The 16,498-nt window shown below is 57.6% G+C and carries 17 protein-coding genes; 9 read left to right on the plus strand and 8 right to left on the minus strand.

The features are described from left to right. Positions 1 to 13 precede the first annotated feature (13 nt). From nlpI to PAG01S_RS15945, 3 genes are all read left to right on the plus strand, one after another. Complete coding sequence (nlpI, locus tag PAG01S_RS15940; RefSeq protein ID WP_010251765.1) at positions 14 to 898, plus strand: lipoprotein NlpI; 885 nt, start codon at positions 14 to 16, stop codon at positions 896 to 898. 105 nt (positions 899 to 1,003) lie between these two features. After that, the gene (yrbN, locus tag PAG01S_RS22745) at positions 1,004 to 1,060 is read left to right on the plus strand and encodes a protein YrbN (protein WP_098053093.1); all 57 of its coding nucleotides are present in this window, start codon (positions 1,004 to 1,006) and stop codon (positions 1,058 to 1,060) included. 16 nt (positions 1,061 to 1,076) lie between these two features. Beyond that, the gene (locus PAG01S_RS15945) at positions 1,077 to 3,017 is read left to right on the plus strand and encodes a DEAD/DEAH family ATP-dependent RNA helicase (RefSeq protein ID WP_033769504.1); all 1,941 of its coding nucleotides are present in this window, start codon (positions 1,077 to 1,079) and stop codon (positions 3,015 to 3,017) included. Between the two features lie 55 nt (positions 3,018 to 3,072). Here the strand turns inward: PAG01S_RS15945 and PAG01S_RS15950 are convergent, their stop codons facing one another. Continuing rightward, positions 3,073 to 3,819, minus strand: a complete 747-nt coding sequence (locus PAG01S_RS15950; RefSeq protein ID WP_062759368.1) for an SDR family NAD(P)-dependent oxidoreductase — start codon at positions 3,817 to 3,819, stop codon at positions 3,073 to 3,075. Positions 3,820 to 3,993: 174 nt separating this feature from the next. On the opposite strand from PAG01S_RS15950, the gene PAG01S_RS15955 reads away from it, so the two are divergent. Beyond that, positions 3,994 to 4,914, plus strand: a complete 921-nt coding sequence (locus PAG01S_RS15955) for an AraC family transcriptional regulator (RefSeq protein ID WP_062759369.1) — start codon at positions 3,994 to 3,996, stop codon at positions 4,912 to 4,914. On the opposite strand, the gene PAG01S_RS15960 is transcribed toward PAG01S_RS15955, so the two are convergent. The 3 genes from PAG01S_RS15960 to ubiU form a co-directional block, all read right to left on the minus strand. Then, positions 4,915 to 5,925: a luciferase-like monooxygenase gene (locus PAG01S_RS15960; protein ID WP_010251755.1), complete on the minus strand. Its 1,011-nt coding sequence runs from the start codon at positions 5,923 to 5,925 to the stop codon at positions 4,915 to 4,917. 120 nt (positions 5,926 to 6,045) lie between these two features. Then, positions 6,046 to 6,924: a U32 family peptidase gene (locus PAG01S_RS15965; RefSeq protein ID WP_033759648.1), complete on the minus strand. Its 879-nt coding sequence runs from the start codon at positions 6,922 to 6,924 to the stop codon at positions 6,046 to 6,048. A gap of 9 nt (positions 6,925 to 6,933) precedes the next feature. After that, a complete protein-coding gene (ubiU, locus tag PAG01S_RS15970; RefSeq protein WP_062759370.1) occupies positions 6,934 to 7,929 on the minus strand; it encodes a ubiquinone anaerobic biosynthesis protein UbiU in 996 nt (331 codons plus the stop codon). 204 nt (positions 7,930 to 8,133) lie between these two features. On the opposite strand from ubiU, the gene ubiT reads away from it, so the two are divergent. Both ubiT and PAG01S_RS15980 read left to right on the plus strand, forming a co-directional pair. Next, positions 8,134 to 8,658, plus strand: coding sequence for a ubiquinone anaerobic biosynthesis accessory factor UbiT (ubiT, locus tag PAG01S_RS15975; protein WP_010251750.1), 525 nt, complete (start codon positions 8,134 to 8,136; stop codon positions 8,656 to 8,658). Further along, positions 8,652 to 9,158 (plus strand): GNAT family N-acetyltransferase, encoded by a 507-nt coding sequence (locus PAG01S_RS15980; RefSeq protein ID WP_010251747.1) that lies wholly within the window; start codon positions 8,652 to 8,654, stop codon positions 9,156 to 9,158. The genes ubiT and PAG01S_RS15980 overlap by 7 nt, the downstream gene beginning before the upstream one ends. Here PAG01S_RS15980 and PAG01S_RS15985 read toward each other — a convergent pair. Next, entirely contained in the window at positions 9,142 to 9,435 is a 294-nt protein-coding gene (locus tag PAG01S_RS15985; RefSeq protein ID WP_031292823.1) for a GIY-YIG nuclease family protein, read from the minus strand. The genes PAG01S_RS15980 and PAG01S_RS15985 overlap by 17 nt on opposite strands. Before the next feature lie 75 nt (positions 9,436 to 9,510). Between PAG01S_RS15985 and PAG01S_RS15990 the strand changes: the two genes are divergently transcribed. Then, positions 9,511 to 9,939, plus strand: a complete 429-nt coding sequence (locus PAG01S_RS15990) for a YhbP family protein (RefSeq protein ID WP_022625289.1) — start codon at positions 9,511 to 9,513, stop codon at positions 9,937 to 9,939. 34 nt (positions 9,940 to 9,973) lie between these two features. Here the strand turns inward: PAG01S_RS15990 and PAG01S_RS15995 are convergent, their stop codons facing one another. After that, entirely contained in the window at positions 9,974 to 10,495 is a 522-nt protein-coding gene (locus tag PAG01S_RS15995; protein ID WP_062759371.1) for a type 1 glutamine amidotransferase domain-containing protein, read from the minus strand. A 145-nt stretch (positions 10,496 to 10,640) separates the two neighbouring features. Here PAG01S_RS15995 and PAG01S_RS16000 point away from each other — a divergent pair, with 145 nt between their 5' ends. After that, a complete protein-coding gene (locus PAG01S_RS16000) occupies positions 10,641 to 11,276 on the plus strand; it encodes an NAD(P)H-binding protein (RefSeq protein ID WP_062759372.1) in 636 nt (211 codons plus the stop codon). Here PAG01S_RS16000 and nrdG read toward each other — a convergent pair. Then, the gene (gene nrdG, locus PAG01S_RS16005; protein ID WP_022625291.1) at positions 11,268 to 11,735 is read right to left on the minus strand and encodes an anaerobic ribonucleoside-triphosphate reductase-activating protein; all 468 of its coding nucleotides are present in this window, start codon (positions 11,733 to 11,735) and stop codon (positions 11,268 to 11,270) included. The two genes, PAG01S_RS16000 and nrdG, sit on opposite strands and share 9 nt — an antisense overlap. Then, the gene (gene nrdD, locus PAG01S_RS16010; RefSeq protein WP_062759373.1) at positions 11,732 to 13,870 is read right to left on the minus strand and encodes an anaerobic ribonucleoside-triphosphate reductase; all 2,139 of its coding nucleotides are present in this window, start codon (positions 13,868 to 13,870) and stop codon (positions 11,732 to 11,734) included. The genes nrdG and nrdD overlap by 4 nt, the downstream gene beginning before the upstream one ends. A gap of 249 nt (positions 13,871 to 14,119) precedes the next feature. Between nrdD and PAG01S_RS16015 the strand changes: the two genes are divergently transcribed. Then, entirely contained in the window at positions 14,120 to 16,492 is a 2,373-nt protein-coding gene (locus PAG01S_RS16015) for a beta-N-acetylhexosaminidase (protein WP_062759374.1), read from the plus strand. Positions 16,493 to 16,498 lie beyond the last annotated feature (6 nt).

A 16,498-nucleotide genomic window follows, 5' to 3' on the forward strand; every position in this document is an offset into this window, starting at 1 on the left:
TCGGGAGTGGGAAATGAAGCCTTTTCTGCGCTGGTGTTTTGTTGCGACAGCTTTGACGCTGGCAGGATGCAGCAACTCCAATTGGCGTAAGAACGAAGTTCTTGCAGTGCCTTTACAGCCCACACTGCAGCAGGAAGTGATACTGGCGCGCATGGAACAAATTCTTGCCAGTCGCGCTCTCACCGATGATGAACGCGCACAGCTGTTATATGAGCGCGGAGTGTTGTATGATAGTTTAGGTCTGCGGGCATTAGCGCGGAACGATTTTTCGCAAGCGCTGTCTATAAGACCAGATATGCCCGAAGTGTTTAACTACTTAGGCATATATTTAACGCAGGCGGGCAACTTTGATGCCGCCTATGAAGCGTTTGATTCTGTACTTGAGCTTGATCCAACTTACAACTATGCGCATTTAAACCGTGGTATCGCCCTCTATTACGGCGGTCGATACAAGTTAGCGCAAGATGATCTGCTGGCGTTTTATCAAGACGATCCTAACGATCCTTTCCGCAGTTTGTGGCTCTATCTCGTTGAACGTGAGATGGATGTCGACAAGGCAAAAGTCGCGCTTCAACAGCGTCACGACAAAGCGGTCAGAGATCAATGGGGATGGAATATTGTCGAGTTCTACCTTGGAGATATCAACGAGAAAACGTTGATGGAAAGTCTCAAGGCGGACGCAACGGATAACACCTCGCTCGCTGAACATCTCAGTGAAACCAACTTCTATTTAGGTAAGTACTACCTAAGTCTGGGGGAGAAGGACGACGCGAAAGCGTTGTTCAAACTGGCGGTGGCCAACAACGTCAATAACTTTGTTGAACACCGATACGCATTGTTGGAACTGGCGCAACTCGGCCAGGCACAAGACGATTTATCAGAATCTGACCAGCAATAGCTGACGAACTTAATTTGCCTGTAAAACCTGTTAAGTCATCATCTTAAAGGATGAAGGCTTTTCTGTTCGTCAAAACTTTTAATTTGAGCCGGTTCACACTTTTTGATGAAAATGACTGAAAGTTTTCACGACGAGTTATGTAGACTGGCCGCCGCAATCTAAGAGGCACGTGTACTACATGACTGATATTCAAACCACTTTTGCTGACCTTGGCCTGAACGCCGACATCCTTGAATCACTGAATGGCATGGGCTACGTAAAGCCATCCCCAATCCAGGCTGAGTGTATTCCTCACCTGCTGGCGGGCCGTGACGTGTTAGGCATGGCGCAGACCGGGAGTGGTAAAACCGCGGCGTTCTCTCTGCCGCTGTTACACAACATTGATCCTACTGTTAAAGCGCCACAAATCCTGGTGCTGGCACCTACCCGCGAACTGGCGGTACAGGTTGCTGAAGCAGTTACCGAATTCTCTAAACACATGCGTGGCCTGAACGTGGTTGCCCTTTACGGCGGCCAGCGTTATGACGTGCAGCTGCGCGCACTGCGTCAGGGACCACAGGTTGTTGTGGGTACGCCTGGCCGTCTGCTTGACCACCTGAAACGCGGCACGTTAGACCTTTCTAACCTGCGTGGCCTGGTGCTGGATGAAGCAGACGAAATGCTGCGCATGGGCTTCATCGAAGACGTTGAAACCATCATGGCGCAAATTCCAGCCGATCATCAGACCGCGCTGTTCTCTGCAACCATGCCGGAAGCGATTCGTCGTATCACCAAACGCTTCATGAAAGATCCACAGGAAGTGCGTATTCAGTCAAGCCTGACCACGCGTCCTGATATCAGCCAGAGCTACTGGACCGCTTACGGTCGTAAAACAGACGCACTGGTTCGCTTCCTGGAAGCAGAAGACTTTGATGCTGCCATCATCTTCGTGCGTACCAAAAACGCAACCATGGAAGTGGCAGAAGCGCTGGAACGTAGTGGCTATAACAGCGCCGCGCTGAACGGTGACATGAACCAGGCTCTGCGTGAGCAGACGCTTGAGCGCCTGAAAGATGGTCGTCTCGACATTCTGATTGCAACCGACGTTGCGGCCCGTGGCCTGGACGTTGAGCGCATCAGCCTGGTTGTTAACTACGACATCCCGATGGACTCAGAATCTTACGTTCACCGTATCGGCCGTACCGGTCGTGCTGGTCGTGCTGGCCGTGCGCTGCTGTTCGTTGAGAACCGCGAACGCCGTCTGCTGCGTAACATCGAACGTACCATGAAGCTGACCATTCCTGAGGTAGAACTGCCTAACGCAGAACTGTTGGGTGAGCGTCGTCTGGCTAAGTTTGCTGCTAAAGTTCAGCAGCAGCTGGAAAGCAGCGATCTGGATCAGTACCGTGCTCTGCTGGCTAAAATGCAGCCAGAAGACGAAATGGATCTGGAAACACTGGCAGCCGCACTGCTGAAGATGGCACAGGGCGAACGTCCTCTGATTCTGCCACCAGAAGCACCGCGTCCGGCACGTCGCGAATACCGCGATCGTGACGAGCGTGATGGCCGTCGTGACAGCCGTGAAGCGCGTGGCGATTCTCGTGCTCCGCGTGAAAACCGCGAAAGCCGTGATGGCGATCGTCCACGTCGCGAACGTCGTGACGTTGGCGAAATGCAGCTGTACCGCATCGAAGTAGGCCGCGATGATGGTGTTGAAGTTCGTCACATCGTTGGCGCTATCGCTAACGAAGGCGACATCAGCAGCCGTTACATCGGTAACATCAAGCTGTTCGGTACCCACTCGACTATCGAGCTGCCGAAAGGCATGCCAGGCGATGTGCTGCAGCACTTTACCCGTACCCGTATTCTGAACAAGCCGATGAATATGCAGTTACTGGGTGATGCACAGCCGAACGAAGGCCGTGGTGACCGTCGTCCAGCTGGTGCTGGCGGTGAGCGTCGCAGCGGTCCAGGTGCAGGCGGTCCGGGCGCAGCTAACCGTGAAGGTGGTCGTCGCTTCTCTTCTGAACGCCGTGAAGGTGGTCGTGAAGGCGGCGGACGTACTTTCAACCGTGAAGGTAGCCGTGGTCCACGTCGTGAAGAGGGCGCAGCCGCCGCTCCACGTCGTCGTGATGTATAACGACTTAGCGTCGTAACAAAAAGGGAAGCTAATGGCTTCCCTTTTTTTATGCCTGTCAGGCACCGCCGCTGATCATCACACGCTCGCCGCTGACCCAGGCGGACTCTTCAGAGGCCAGAAACAGCGCAACCTGCGCCACATCTTCCGGCAGACCAAAGCGTCCCAGCGGCGTGGCAGCCAGCAGTTGCGCTTTGAGCTGTGGGCTCATCCTCTTCGCGGCCAGTAATCCCTCCGTCAGAATCATGCCTGGTGCCAGGGCGTTAACCCGGATGTTCTTTGCGCCCAGCTCGCGCACCAGTCCCTGGGTCAGGGTATCCACTGCGCCTTTGGTTGCCGCCCAGAGCACGGAACCTGGCGTGCTGTTTTTACTGTTCAGGGCGCTGAGATTAATAATGCTGCCGCCGTGCGACGGGAAGTGACGAATCGCCTGCTGACAGACCATCAGCGTACCCAGCAGGTTAACGTTAATCTGCTGCTGCATCTCCTCCAGCGTCAGCGCCGCAAACTCGCCGTGATGAAAGCTGCCCGCATTGTTCACCACAATGTCGGGCGCGCCGAAGCACTCTGCGGTGGTGGCGAAGAGCCGTTCCACATCCCGCAGGAGAGAGATATCTGCCTGTACCGCCACGGCTTCACTGCCCAGGGTGACGATATCGCTGACCACGTCAGCCGCTCCCACTTCATCCTGACGATAATTGACCACGACGCGGGCGCCAGCCGCGGCAAAAGCGATGGCAATCGCCGCACCAATGCCTTTTGAGGCGCCTGTTACCAGCGCGATTTTATTCTGCAGTGCCTTCATTATGTTGTTCTCCGCCGTAATGATTGCGTCGAAAGACTATGCGCGCTGGTGCCGAAAAGCGGGTAGTGCAATCCTGCAAGCTTCTTGCACGATCCTGCAAAAGTAGCGCAGCGGGCCAGGTATTCCGCTCAGCGTCAGGTAATATCAGCACAGATAGCGGGAGGGGAGAACACAGTGACAGAGAGTGAGAAGTGGCAGGGGCTGGCGCAGTTAATTGCCCGTCATGCTCCGGAGGATGGGCGGCATTCCAGCGCCATAGATTGCCTGTTTTTTGGCCGGGTTTCAGCACCGACTGAGCCAATGCACTTTGCTCAATGGGCCAGTTTTGCCCTGGTGGCACAGGGCGGTAAGGCGCTGCATATCGGTGATGAGGTGCTGCACTATGGTCCGGGCGATCTGCTGCTGGTGACGCTGGATATGCCGGTGCGCGCCTGCGTCACCGTCGCCACGCCGGAAAAACCCAATCTGGGGATTGGTATTGCCATCAATGAATCCCGGCTGATGCGCTACCTCGAACAGTTTCCCCCGACGCTGCCGCTGGTGACACCAGACAGTGAACGCGGCGTCACCGTGCATAAGGTCTCACCTTTGCTGGTGGATGCGGTTATCCGGCTGGTACGCCTGCTTGACCATCCTGAGGACATTGATGCGCTGGCCCCGCTCATTGAGCAGGAGATTTTCTATCGGCTGCTGACCGGGCCGGAAGGTTCGCGCATCCTGAATATGGCGCTGGCTGAGCGGCCGGGCAACCGGGTCGCGCAGGCTGCCCGCTGGCTGCGGGAAAATTTTCATCAGCCGCTGAAGATCGATCGGCTCGCCAGCAGTGTCGGCATGAGCATCTCTTCGCTGCATCATCACTTCAAAGCCGTGACGGCTATGACGCCGATGCAATACCAGAAACAACTGCGGCTGAATGAGGCGCGACGTTTGATGATGGTGGAAAAGCTGGATGCCGGTACGGCAGGCTATCGGGTGGGGTATCAGAGCGCGTCACAGTTCAGCCGGGAGTATCGCCGCCTGTATGGGCAATCTCCGGCCAGGGATAGTCGTCAGCTGGCGGTGAGCCCGGAGAGATTGCGCCCACCGCAGAACTGATTACAGGCTGTTAGCCGCTTCCATCGCAATGGCGAAGGAGCGCAGGCGCGCTTCGGAATCAAAAATCTGGCCATTGACCATAATTTCATCCGCCTGGGTTTCACGCATCAGCGAGGCCAGCCCATGACGCACTTTGTCCGTATCGCCGACCAGCGACATGCTGAGCGCCTGCTGTACGCCATACTGTTCTGATGGCGACCAGAGATTATCCATGTTTTCAACCGGTGCCGGTAACGGGCCCGGTTTGCCGCGGCGCAGGTTAATAAACTGCTGCTGCTGCGAGGTAAACAGGAAGCGCGCATCACGCTCACTGTCTGCGGCGATCACGTTAATGCAGACCATGGCATAAGGCTTGTCGAGACGCGCCGATGGCTGGAAGTTTTCGCGGTAGACGTGCAGCGCCTGGAACAGCTGGTCAGGGGCAAAATGGGAGGCAAACGCAAACGGCAGGCCCATTTTTGCTGAAAGCTGTGCGCTGTAGAGACTGGAGCCGAGCAGCCAGACCGGAATCTGCAGGCCCAGACCGGGTACCGGCTGCACCGGCGGCTGCGCATCCGCTTCGGCATCGAACCAGCTAATCAGTTCAGCCACATCCTCGGGGAACGTGTCGATGTGCATGTTGGCCTGATGACGGCGCAGCGCCATCATGGTGCGCTGGTCAGAACCTGGCGCGCGACCTAAGCCGAGATCGATACGGCCAGGATAGAGAGAGGCCAGCGTACCAAACTGCTCGGCGATCACCAGCGGCGCATGGTTAGGCAACATAATGCCGCCGGAGCCCAGCTTCAGAGTCTCGGTATTCGCCGCCAGATAGCCAATCAGCACGGAGGTGGCTGCGCTGGCAATCCCCGTCATGTTGTGATGTTCAGCCAGCCAGTAGCGTTGATAGCCCAGTTTTTCAGCCTGACGCGCCAGCGCCAGCGAATTATGGAACGCATCCCGAGCGGTCGCGCCCTGTGGAATCGGCGCGAGATCCAGCACGGACAGGCGAAGAGGTTTTTTATCAGACATGACTACTCCCGTTGTATGGCGCAGGCGTTAAGTTAAGGCCTGCACCATTTAGTATTACGCATCATTCCTTATATTAAAACTGCTAACCTCAGCAGGAATATAGCCGGTATGTGCTTTTATTCAGGATGCCAGCGTCATGCCCGCCAGTTTGCGCCAGTAACCATTACAATCACTGCCTTTTGCGACCATTAGCGGAGCCTGACCGTTTTCATTGGCGCGGAAACGGTCAATCTCTGCCAGCGTCGTCACATCCTGCGGCGAGAGCCGTATGCAATCGACCTGGCCGTGCATACCAGCCAGATCGTTACCCAGGTTATAGCAGTAGCCGCTCATGGTCTGAATGCCATTGAGGACGAACACTTGCTGCCCCTCCTGGGAGTTGACGCGCCGGCCTGTCGGATAGTTGATACAGCAGGTTTCGCAATCATCTTTCGCGCGGTTTTCCGAGCGGGCGGTGAAGCAGCGCGCTGAGAGCGCCAGCGGCAGATGACCGTAGCCCAGCACCTCCACCTCAAACTGCTGCCGGATACCCCGCGTCTCGCACTGCTCCAGCAGCTGTAGCAGCCAGTCACGTGACATCTCCACCGGCATACACCAGCGCGTCATGCCCTCTTTGACCAGCAGCTGCAGCGTGTCGGCGTTATAAACATTGAGCGTCGGGCCCGCGACAAAGGGCAGATGACGCTCAGCGGCCATGTTTACCGTGCCGATATCATTGGCTTCAATCAGGAACTCACCGTTCTCTACGTAACGCTGCAGCTCTTTCAGCTCAGAGGGCGATTGCAGCAGCGCCAGCGTGCTCAGCACCACCTGTTTGCCGCTGGCCGCGAGTTCACGAGCCAGCGCCATCCAGCGGGCATAGGGCGTGGCGCGACGTTTACTGCACACCGCTTCGCCAAGGTAGATAATATCCGCGCTACTGCGGGCAGCCTGCTGGTAAAAATCTTCCAGCGTATCGGTCGGCCAGTACCAGAGCACCGGCCCAAGGGCATATTGCATCATGACTCCTTATTGCCATTCACGGTGATAAGCACCCAGCGTGGTTTGCGAACCTTCTGAGAGATCGCCCAGCGTCTGCATCCACTGTGGTGCAACTTCAAACTGTTCCGGCTGCGCCTTGCAGCGATCAATTGCCTGACGCCAGACGCGCGCCACGTCAGCGACATAGGCAGGGCTGCGCTGACGGCCTTCGATTTTCACCGAGGCGATGCCTGCCCGCAGCAGTTCCGGCAGCAGCTCCAGCGTGTTCAGACTGGTGGGCTCCTCCAGCACGTGATAACGCTTGTCGTTAACCACATAGCGTCCTTTGCAAAGTGTCGGATAACCCGCGCTTTCGTCCGGGGCGTAGCGATCGATCAACACTTCATTAAGACGTGACTCCATGCCCTGCGGCGTCTGCTGCCAGCGCACAAACTTCGCCGGGGAGCAGGCACCGGCGCTGTTAGGCGATTCACCGGTCAGCCAGGAAGAGAGGTAGCAGCGGCCTTCCGCCATGATGCACAGGCTGCCAAAGGCGAACACCTCCAGCGGTACCGGTGTGCTGCGTGCCAGCTGTTTAACCTGGTGAATCGACAGCACGCGAGGCAGCACCACACGCTGCAGATTGAAGTGGCGATGGTAAAAGCGAATCGCCTCCAGATTGGTCGCCGAAGCCTGTACAGAAAGATGACGTTCGACCTGGGGATAGTGCGTCGCGGCATACTCCAGCGTGGCGATATCCGCCAGGATCAGCGCGTCAGCTCCGTTTTGCGCCGCCACATCAATCGCCCGCTGCCAGCGACCCATGCCATCCGGATGGGCAAAGGTGTTGATCGCAACATGCAGTTTGCGACGATGCTGATGAAGATAGCGCGCGGCTTCAGCCAGTTTTTTATCGGTGAAATTCAGACCCGCAAAATGACGGGCATTGGTGTCATCTTTCAGCCCCACATACACCGCATCAGCGCCATTCTCTACAGCGGTGCGCACTGCGGGTAAGTTTCCTGCCGGGCAGAGCAGTTCCATAGATATTCCTCTCAACATGCAGATGGGCGTCGAGTCTAGGCATCTGGTCCGGGCAGCGTGTTGATTTGGGGCAGTGAAATTCAAATTCATCCGCCCGGCGGCGCTTTTTTTACCTGCATGGCAGCGGTTTTTATTGATCTCAGAGGAGGCGCGCAGAAAAGGATATGGCAATATACGTAAAATTTTCTGAAGGGAGTGACGAAAGTGTTAGAGCGGATACATGCCCATTGTGTGAAAAACGGTCCTAAAATCTTAGGGTTACCCGCTGCGTTCACCCCATTCCCGGTCAAAAAGTTGCTTCTGCAACAACTCTTAAACTGGCAATTTCGTCATGCTTTGGCTGAAGGTGAGTTAGACTTTCTGGATGGTCGCCTGCTGGGTATTGAAATTGCCGATCTCAATCTGCAATGGATAACCACGCTGCAGGACGGCCGACTGGCGGTATTGCAACAGTCCGAAGCGGATGTCTGGTTTCGGGGCAATGCCAATGATCTGTTGCTGGTGGCAGCACGTAAAGCAGATCCCGACATGCTGTTCTTTCAACGCCGGCTGGTGATTGAAGGTGACACTGAACTGGGACTTGAGGTGAAGAACGTAATGGATGCTATTGAACCCGAGGCTATGCCCACCGCGTTACGTACGGCAATTGAGCAGATGGCGGCATTTGTCGACGCCGGCATGAAACAGGACGCGAAGGCCGCTCAGGCGCGCGCAGGTGCTGCATGTTGATTCGTAGTGAAATTGGCGTGGATGCCGCAGGCATCGACGCGCTGCTCAGACGCTGCTTCAGTACCTCTGCAGAGGCGGAACTGACTCAGGCGCTGCGTGAAGATGGCTTGCTGACCTTAGGCGTGGTCGCGACGGATGACGAGGGACAGGTGCTGGGTTATGCCGCATTCAGTCCGGTCAGCGTTCAGGGTGAAGATCGCGGCTGGGTTGGGCTGGCACCGCTGGCCGTCGATGAGACGCTGCGCGGTCAGGGTATTGCCAGCAAGCTGATCTATGAGGGGCTGGATACGCTCAATGAATTTGGCTACAGCGCGGTAGTGGTGCTGGGCGATCCGGCGCTGTTCAACCGTTTTGGTTTTGAACCGGCGGCACGCCACGGCCTGCGCAGCCGCTGGCCGGGTACAGAGGCAACGTTCCAGGTCTACCGTCTGGCCGATAATGCGTATGACGGGGCGGAAGGGCAGATCGACTACGCCGAACCCTTTAATCGCCAGCCGTAATACCCAGCCAGCTCTCCAGACAGCCGGGCTGGCCCGCCACCAGCAGTAATTTCTGCTGGCGGGTCAGTTGCTTGACCTGATACTCCAGCCTGGAGGCGCTGGCGCGATCGCCCGCGTCACAGTGAAACACCAGGTCCAGCGGCCCTTTGCCGCGCAGCGCGCGGGCGCCGCGTCCGCTCTGGTGCTGAGCGACCCGGCGCACCACATCCGTGGTGATACCGGTGTACAGGCTCCCTTTCGCCGTACGGACGATGTAGAGTTGCCACTGCTGACTCATCGCAATCATTTCCCAAAAAAAGGTGCCGGGCAGTTTAGCGCGCTTCACTCTCCGGTGCACCGCCAGGAGTTTATCTTGTCCGATCACGCCCATCTGGTTCGCTATCTGAGAAAGCAGCATGTGCTTTCACTCTGCTGTACCGCCGACGATCAACTGTGGTGCGCTAACTGCTACTACGTCTTTGACGAGACGCGCATGGTCTTCTGGATCATGACGGAACCCGATACCCGCCACGGTGAGTTAATGGTGCAGAATCCGCAGGTTGCGGGCACCGTCAATGGCCAGCCCAGAAGTGTGCTGCTGATTAAAGGGGTGCAGTATCGTGGCCATGTCAAACGGCTGGAGGAGACAACAGAGCAGATCGCCAGAGCCGCTTACCAGAAACGTTTTCCGGTCTCACGCAAAGTGTCGGCACCGCTGTGGGAGATTGTGCTGGATGAAGTGAAGATGACGGATAATGCGCTGGGATTCGGCAAGAAAATTGCCTGGCAGCGGGAGAAATAGGAACGCCCTTTTCAGCAGAAAAGGGCGTCGCGGCTTACAGCGCTTCGAGGATCCGCAGGGATTCACGATTAAAGGCCGGTAAATCGGCCGGGGTGCGGCTGGTGACCAGCTTATCGTCGTCTACTACCACTTCCTTATCATGGAAGTCGGCACCGGCATTGATCAGGTCAATGGCAACGGCTTTAACGGTAGTCATCTTGCGACCGCGCACGCCGTTAGCGCTAATCAGCAGCTGTGGCCCGTGGCAGATGGCAAAGATTGGCTTGCCGCTGGCGACAAACCCTTTGGTAAAAGCAACAAAACGATCGTCGCCGCGCAGGGCATCGGGCGAGTGACCGCCAGGCAGGAGCAGAGCGTCAAATTCAGCCGGGCTGACGTCATCAATGCTGCGATCGATGGTCACTTCCGCTTCGCCTTTCTTGCCTTTAACGACATTACCGGCTTGTTTCTCAATGGTAACCACCTCAAAACCAGCGCGTTTGTAAACTTCCGCAGGTGAGGTAAATTCTGAGTCTTCAAATTCATCGGTAATTAAAACCGCCACTTTCTTGCTCATTTTTTTCCTCCTTCAGCATGTGGAGCGCGAGACGCGCTTTCCGGATAACGCTATAAGCCTGGTCGCTGAGAGTGAGAACGCAAGCCAGCCCGTTAAGATCAGCTATCTTTTAACCAGTCAGCAGTGAAATAAGGATGAATCTGAGATGAATCGCGTATTACTGACCGGTGCCACCGGCTTAGTCGGGTCGCATCTGCTGCGCTTACTGATTGAGGATCCACGCGTCGATGAGATCATCGCGCCAACCCGTCGGCCACTACCCGCCATGGACAAGGTGGTGAATCCGGTTGAGGCCGATCTCACCGATGTACTCGGGCCGCTGCAAAGCTCGCTGGACACGGTGTTCTGCTGCCTGGGCACCACGCGTAAGCAGGCGGGCAGTAAACAGGCTTTTATCCACGTTGATTACACCCTGGTGGTGGACAGCGGGTTAAGCGGATTACGTCTGGGGGCGAAGCAGATGCTGGTGGTCAGCGCGCACGGGGCCAGTCGTCACTCGCCGTTTTTATATAATCGCGTCAAAGGCGAAATGGAGAATGCGCTGCGCCATCAGGGCTGGCCGCGCCTGACGCTGGTGCGGCCTTCATTGCTGCTTGGGGATCGCGCGCAGAAGCGCCGGGGCGAAAGCCTGGCGGGACCGCTGTTTTCGCTGCTGCCTGGCAACTGGCGGGCGGTCAGCGCGCACGACGTGGCACGCTGTCTGCACCAGCAGGCTTTTACGCCGGGGAGTGAGAGCGTCAATATCATTGAGTCTGGCGAAATTCCGCGCCACTCAGCGTAACTGCCAGATAATCTGATTACGGCTGCCGCGCCATTGCAACGTGGCATCCTTCTCCTCTTCGACAAAACGGCCATCGATCAGCACGTCGAGATAGACCAGTACAGCGCGCTGCGCCGCATTCAGCTCCTGCATCCGGTAACCGGTCCAGAGCCAGATATCTTTACCGGGACACGTCTGTCGCACCCGTTTCACCAGACGGCGAATGTGCGGCACGTTATGCGGATGCAGCGGATCGCCGCCGCTCAGCGACAATCCCTGGCGCGGAATGCGGGTGTCCTGTAAATCCGCCAGCAGTTGCTCCTCCATCGCAAGCGTAAAGGGCACGCCGGAATCAAGCCGCCAGGTGCTCTGGTTGTAGCAGCCGCGACACTGATGTTCGCAACCAGCGACAAACAGCGTGCAGCGGGTGCCAGGTCCATTAACGATATCCACATCATAGTAGCGATGGATATGCATCATCCCAGCGGTCCTTCAGACAGATGCTTCACCCGACGCTGCACTTCCTGCTGTTTACCGGCATTAAAGGGTCGCGCATCCGGGCTGCCCAGATAGCCGCAGACCCGCCGGGTAACGGAGACGCGCGCCGGATCGTGGTTGCCGCAATTCGGACAGGTGAAGCCGCGGCTGGTACAGGTGAACTCGCCGTTGAAGCCGCACTCGTAACACTCATCAATCGGGGTATTGGTGCCGTAATAGGGCACGCGGTCGTAGCTGTAATCCCAGACATCCTCCAGCGCCTTGAGGTTGTGCTGCACATTCGGGTATTCGCCGTAACAGATGAATCCGCCATTCGCCAGCGGCGGATAGGGCGCTTCAAAGTCGATTTTGTCGTAAGGATTGACCTTCTTCTCAACGTCAAGATGGAAGCTGTTGGTGTAGTAGCCCTTGTCGGTAACGCCTGGCACCAGGCCAAACTGCGCCGCATCAAGACGGCAGAAGCGGTCGCACAGATTCTCGCTTGGCGTGCTGTAAAGGCTGAACCCATAGCCTGTTTCAGCTTTCCAGCGCTCGGTGGCATCGCGCATGTAAGCAATGATCTCCACGCCTTTGGCGCGCAGAGCCGCGTCATCGTAAGGATGCTGATGACCGCCGCTGAGCGCATTCAGGGTTTCATGCAGGCCGATATAGCCCAGCGACAGCGACGCACGGCCATTACGGAAAATAGGACCGACTTCATCATCCGCATTCAGCCGAACGCCACAGGCGCCTTCCATATAGAGGATGGGCGCCACGCGCGCTTTGGTCTTCTCCAGCCGCGCCACCCGCGTCATCAGCGCCCGCTTAGCCAGCTGCAGTCGCGCATCGAGCAGCGTCCAGAAGCGCGCTTCATCACCGCCCGCTTCCAGTGCGATGCGCGGCAGGTTCAGGCTGATTACCCCGATATTGTTGCGGCCCTCATGAATCTGCTCGCCGTTCTCTTCATAAACGCCAAGGAAACTACGGCAGCCCATTGGGGTTTTAAACGAGCCGGTGACTTTAACCACCTGATCGTAATTGAGGATGTCGGGATACATCCGCTTGCTGGCGCACTCCAGCGCCAGTTGTTTGATATCGTAATTAACGTCGCCCGCCCGGCGGTTGACGCCTTCGCGAATGCTGAACACCAGTTTAGGGAACACCGCCGTCTTGCGATTTTTACCCAGTCCGGCCAGCCGGTTAAGCAGAATCGACTGCTGAATCAGCCGGGCCGCCCAGTCCGTCCCCAGACCAAAACCAAAGGTGACAAATGGCGTCTGGCCGTTGGCGGTGTGCAGAGTATTCACCTCATACTCCAGCGACTGAAAGGCGTCGTAGCACTCTTTCTCCGTACGCTGGCGCGCATACTGCTCGGCCTGCGGGATCTGCCACTGCTCAGCAATCGCCAGATGCCGGGCATAGCTCTGCTCAACAAACGGGGTCAGCACTTCATCAATACGGTTAATGGTGGTGCCGCCGTAAATATGGCTGGCGACCTGCGCGATGATCTGCGCGGTCACGGCGGTGGCGGTGGCGATCGATTTAGGCGGCTCGATTTCAGCATTGCCCATTTTGAAACCGTTGGTCAGCATGCCTTTCAGATCGATCAGCATGCAGTTGAACATCGGGAAGAAAGGGGAGTAGTCGAGATCGTGATAGTGGATCTCGCCGCGCTCGTGCGCCAGCACCACATCGCGCGGCAGGATCTGCTGCTGTGCGTAGTGTTTTGCCACGATCCCGGCCAGCAGATCGCGCTGAGTCGGGATCACTTTGCTGTCTTTGTTGGCATTCTCGTTCAGCAGCGCCGCATTGGTCTGATCGACCAGCCCGCGGATGGCGTGATGTAACTGGCTCTGACGATCGCGGGCGACATCGCGATCGTGGCGGTATTCAATGTAGGCGCGGGCCAGTTGAGGGTAAGGACCCGCCATCAGCGTCTCTTCAACCGCACACTGAATTTCACGGATATCCACTTCCGGACAATCGGCCAGCCGCAATGCCACGCGCTCAGCGACCTGCGCGCACCAGGCCGCGTCTTCTACTTCGGCTGCCCGTGCCGCCGCCGCCACGGCCTGCTCAATACGCTGCGCATCAAAGCCTGTCCGGCATCCATCACGCTTGATTACCACCGTCGCCATTTCTCTCTCCATAAACTACATATAGGGGTCGAAAGGATTCTATTCGCTACATGTAGTGATTGCTGAGAATTATTGCGATCAGATTTGACCTGAAACAAGGAAGCCTCAACCCGCTGGAAAACTCTGGCTGATGTAAAAAATCGGGTGCTGGTTCAGGTTTCCTGCAGGATCCACTGGCGGATTGGCGAGCAGCAACTTTAATCAACGTTCTGCCCTGTCAAAACGTTGACGTTACAAGGATGCCCGCCAATGTGGTTACCCCGTTCTTTGCTCCTGCTCTCAGCCCTCTGCCCGATCGCCCTGGCCAGTCCGCTGCCGCTGATGCCCTGGCCGCAACAGGTGGAACAGCCCGCCAGCGGCGGCACGCTTATCCTGACGCCGCAGCTGACGCTGCAAATCTCTGGCGATCATCTGGCGGGTGCCGAAGCGCGCTGGCTGGAGCGCATCAGCAATCAGACCGGCTGGCCGCTGTTGCCCGCCACCCAGCCGGTGGCAGCACCGACTATCCGCATCGTCATTGCGAAGGCGGTGGATCCGCAGCCGCTGCCTGATAGCGATGAGAGCTATCAGTTGCAGGTCGATGGCGACGGTGTCCTGTTAACCGCGCCCAGCCGTTTCGGCGCGATGCGCGGCATGGAAACCCTGCTGCAGCTGATACAAAACGGCGCACAGGGGACAACCATTCCTTACGTCACCATCCACGATCATCCGCGCTTTCCGTGGCGCGGCGTGCTGATCGACACGGCGCGTCACTTTATGCCGGTGGAGACGCTTAAACGTCAGATCGACGGCATCGCCGCCGCGCGCATGAACGTCTTTCACTGGCATCTTACTGACGATCAGGGCTGGCGCTTCGCCTCAAGCCACTATCCCCAGCTGCAGCAGAAAGCCAGCGATGGCAACTATTACAGCCAGCAGCAGATGCGGGAGATCGTGAAATATGCCACCGATCGCGGGGTGCGTGTGGTGCCGGAGCTGGATATGCCGGGACATGCTTCCGCGCTGGCGGTGGCGATGCCAGAGCTGATTAGCGCACCCGGCCCCTGGCAGATGGAGCGCGGCTGGGGCGTCTTTAAACCGCTGCTCGATCCCAGCAACGAACAGGTTTATCAGGTGATCGACACGCTGGTGGGTGAGATGGCGGCGATCTTCCCCGATCCCTGGCTGCACATTGGCGGCGATGAGGTGGATCCGACACAGTGGAACGACTCGCCCACTATCCAGCAGTTTATGCGCGACCACGATCTGAAAGATGCCCATGCGCTTCAGGCATATTTCAATCAGCGGGTAGAGAAGATCCTGGAAGTCCATCACCGTCAGATGGTGGGCTGGGATGAGATTGCCCATCCCGACTTGCCGCGCAGCATTCTGATCCAGTCGTGGCAGGGCCAGGATGCGCTGAGCGCGCTGGCAAAAGAGAACTACCGCGGCATCCTCTCCACCGGTTTCTACCTCGATCAGCCTCAGCCTGCCAGCTATCACTACCGCAATGAGGTCACGCCACAGGGCCTCAACGGCCAGGATCGTCTGCGGCCAGGCGACCAGGCGCAGAGCTGGTCATTCACCATGCCGCGGCTGAAAGGCAGCCCGGTAAAGGGCAGCTTTACGCTGATACAGGGAGAACCAGGCTGGCGCGGTTTTATCGACTTCGATGGCAAAGCCCGCCGGATGGTCGGTCAGATCAACTGGCTCTCGACTCAGCAGGTGCGGTTTAGCGTGGATAGCTGGATGGGGCCGTTCCAGCCGGTGTTCACGCTGCAACAGAACGCCCTCAAAGGTTATGCAGAGGTAGGCAACGTGCGTTATCCCACCACCGGCCAACGGCTGGCGCAGACGCCTGCGGGCATCGCGCCCGCGCTGCCCACACCTGCGCAGGTGCAGCAAAATCTGCTGGGTGGCGAGGCGGCGCTGTGGGCGGAAAACATCAACAGCCAGATTATTGATACCAAACTGTGGCCGCGCGCCTTTGTGGTGGCCGAGCGGTTATGGTCGGCACAGGATGTCACCAATACCGACTCGATGTATTCGCGGCTGGCGGCGATGGATCGCTGGAGCAGCGTGTCGGTCGGAACGCTGCAACACGCGCAGACGGAGCAGCAGATGATGCGGCTGGCCAGTGGGCATGACATCGCCCCACTGCGGGTACTGGCCGAGGTGCTGGAACCGGCGCAATACTACACGCGCCAGCATCTCAAGTTTCAGGCGGGCCATTACGACTACCATGAACCCCTGAACCGGCTGGCAGATGTACTGCCCGCTGAGAGTGAGGCGGTACGTCAGCTGGAGCAGCAGGTCGCCGTGTTAATCGCCAATCGTAATAATCCGGCTGCCGCCTCTGCGGTTCGCGCGCCGCTGCAGCGCTGGCAGGCTAACACCAGCGCGGTGCTGCCGATCATTAACGCGAGTGCAACGCTGAAGCCGCTGGCACAGAGCGTGCAGCAGATCGAGGCGCTGAGCGCCATGGGCCTCGCGCTGGTTAATGCTTACGTTCGCAATCAGGCGTTTGGTGCCAGTGAAGTGGCGGAGATGCGTGCGACACTGGATGCCGCCGCAGAGGTACAGGATGAAACAGTGATTGCGCTGGTCAGGCCGCTGGAGACGCTGCTGCGCGCCTTTCAGTAAACGCTG

The organism is Pantoea agglomerans NBRC 102470, assembly GCF_001598475.1.
Lineage (GTDB): Bacteria > Pseudomonadota > Gammaproteobacteria > Enterobacterales > Enterobacteriaceae > Pantoea > Pantoea agglomerans.

Coding starts and splice junctions, on each gene's coding strand:
- nlpI (WP_010251765.1), top strand. CDS start 14: ATGAAGCCTTTTCTGCGCTGGTGTTTTGTTGCGACAGCTTTGACGCTG.
- PAG01S_RS15950 (WP_062759368.1), bottom strand. CDS start 3,819: ATGAAGGCACTGCAGAATAAAATCGCGCTGGTAACAGGCGCCTCAAAA.
- PAG01S_RS15965 (WP_033759648.1), bottom strand. CDS start 6,924: ATGCAATATGCCCTTGGGCCGGTGCTCTGGTACTGGCCGACCGATACG.
- PAG01S_RS15995 (WP_062759371.1), bottom strand. CDS start 10,495: ATGAGCAAGAAAGTGGCGGTTTTAATTACCGATGAATTTGAAGACTCA.
- PAG01S_RS16015 (WP_062759374.1), top strand. CDS start 14,120: ATGTGGTTACCCCGTTCTTTGCTCCTGCTCTCAGCCCTCTGCCCGATC.
- PAG01S_RS15980 (WP_010251747.1), top strand. CDS start 8,652: ATGTTGATTCGTAGTGAAATTGGCGTGGATGCCGCAGGCATCGACGCG.
- PAG01S_RS15945 (WP_033769504.1), top strand. CDS start 1,077: ATGACTGATATTCAAACCACTTTTGCTGACCTTGGCCTGAACGCCGAC.
- nrdG (WP_022625291.1), bottom strand. CDS start 11,735: ATGATGCATATCCATCGCTACTATGATGTGGATATCGTTAATGGACCT.
- nrdD (WP_062759373.1), bottom strand. CDS start 13,870: ATGGCGACGGTGGTAATCAAGCGTGATGGATGCCGGACAGGCTTTGAT.
- PAG01S_RS15960 (WP_010251755.1), bottom strand. CDS start 5,925: ATGTCTGATAAAAAACCTCTTCGCCTGTCCGTGCTGGATCTCGCGCCG.
- ubiU (WP_062759370.1), bottom strand. CDS start 7,929: ATGGAACTGCTCTGCCCGGCAGGAAACTTACCCGCAGTGCGCACCGCT.
- PAG01S_RS16000 (WP_062759372.1), top strand. CDS start 10,641: ATGAATCGCGTATTACTGACCGGTGCCACCGGCTTAGTCGGGTCGCAT.
- PAG01S_RS15985 (WP_031292823.1), bottom strand. CDS start 9,435: ATGAGTCAGCAGTGGCAACTCTACATCGTCCGTACGGCGAAAGGGAGC.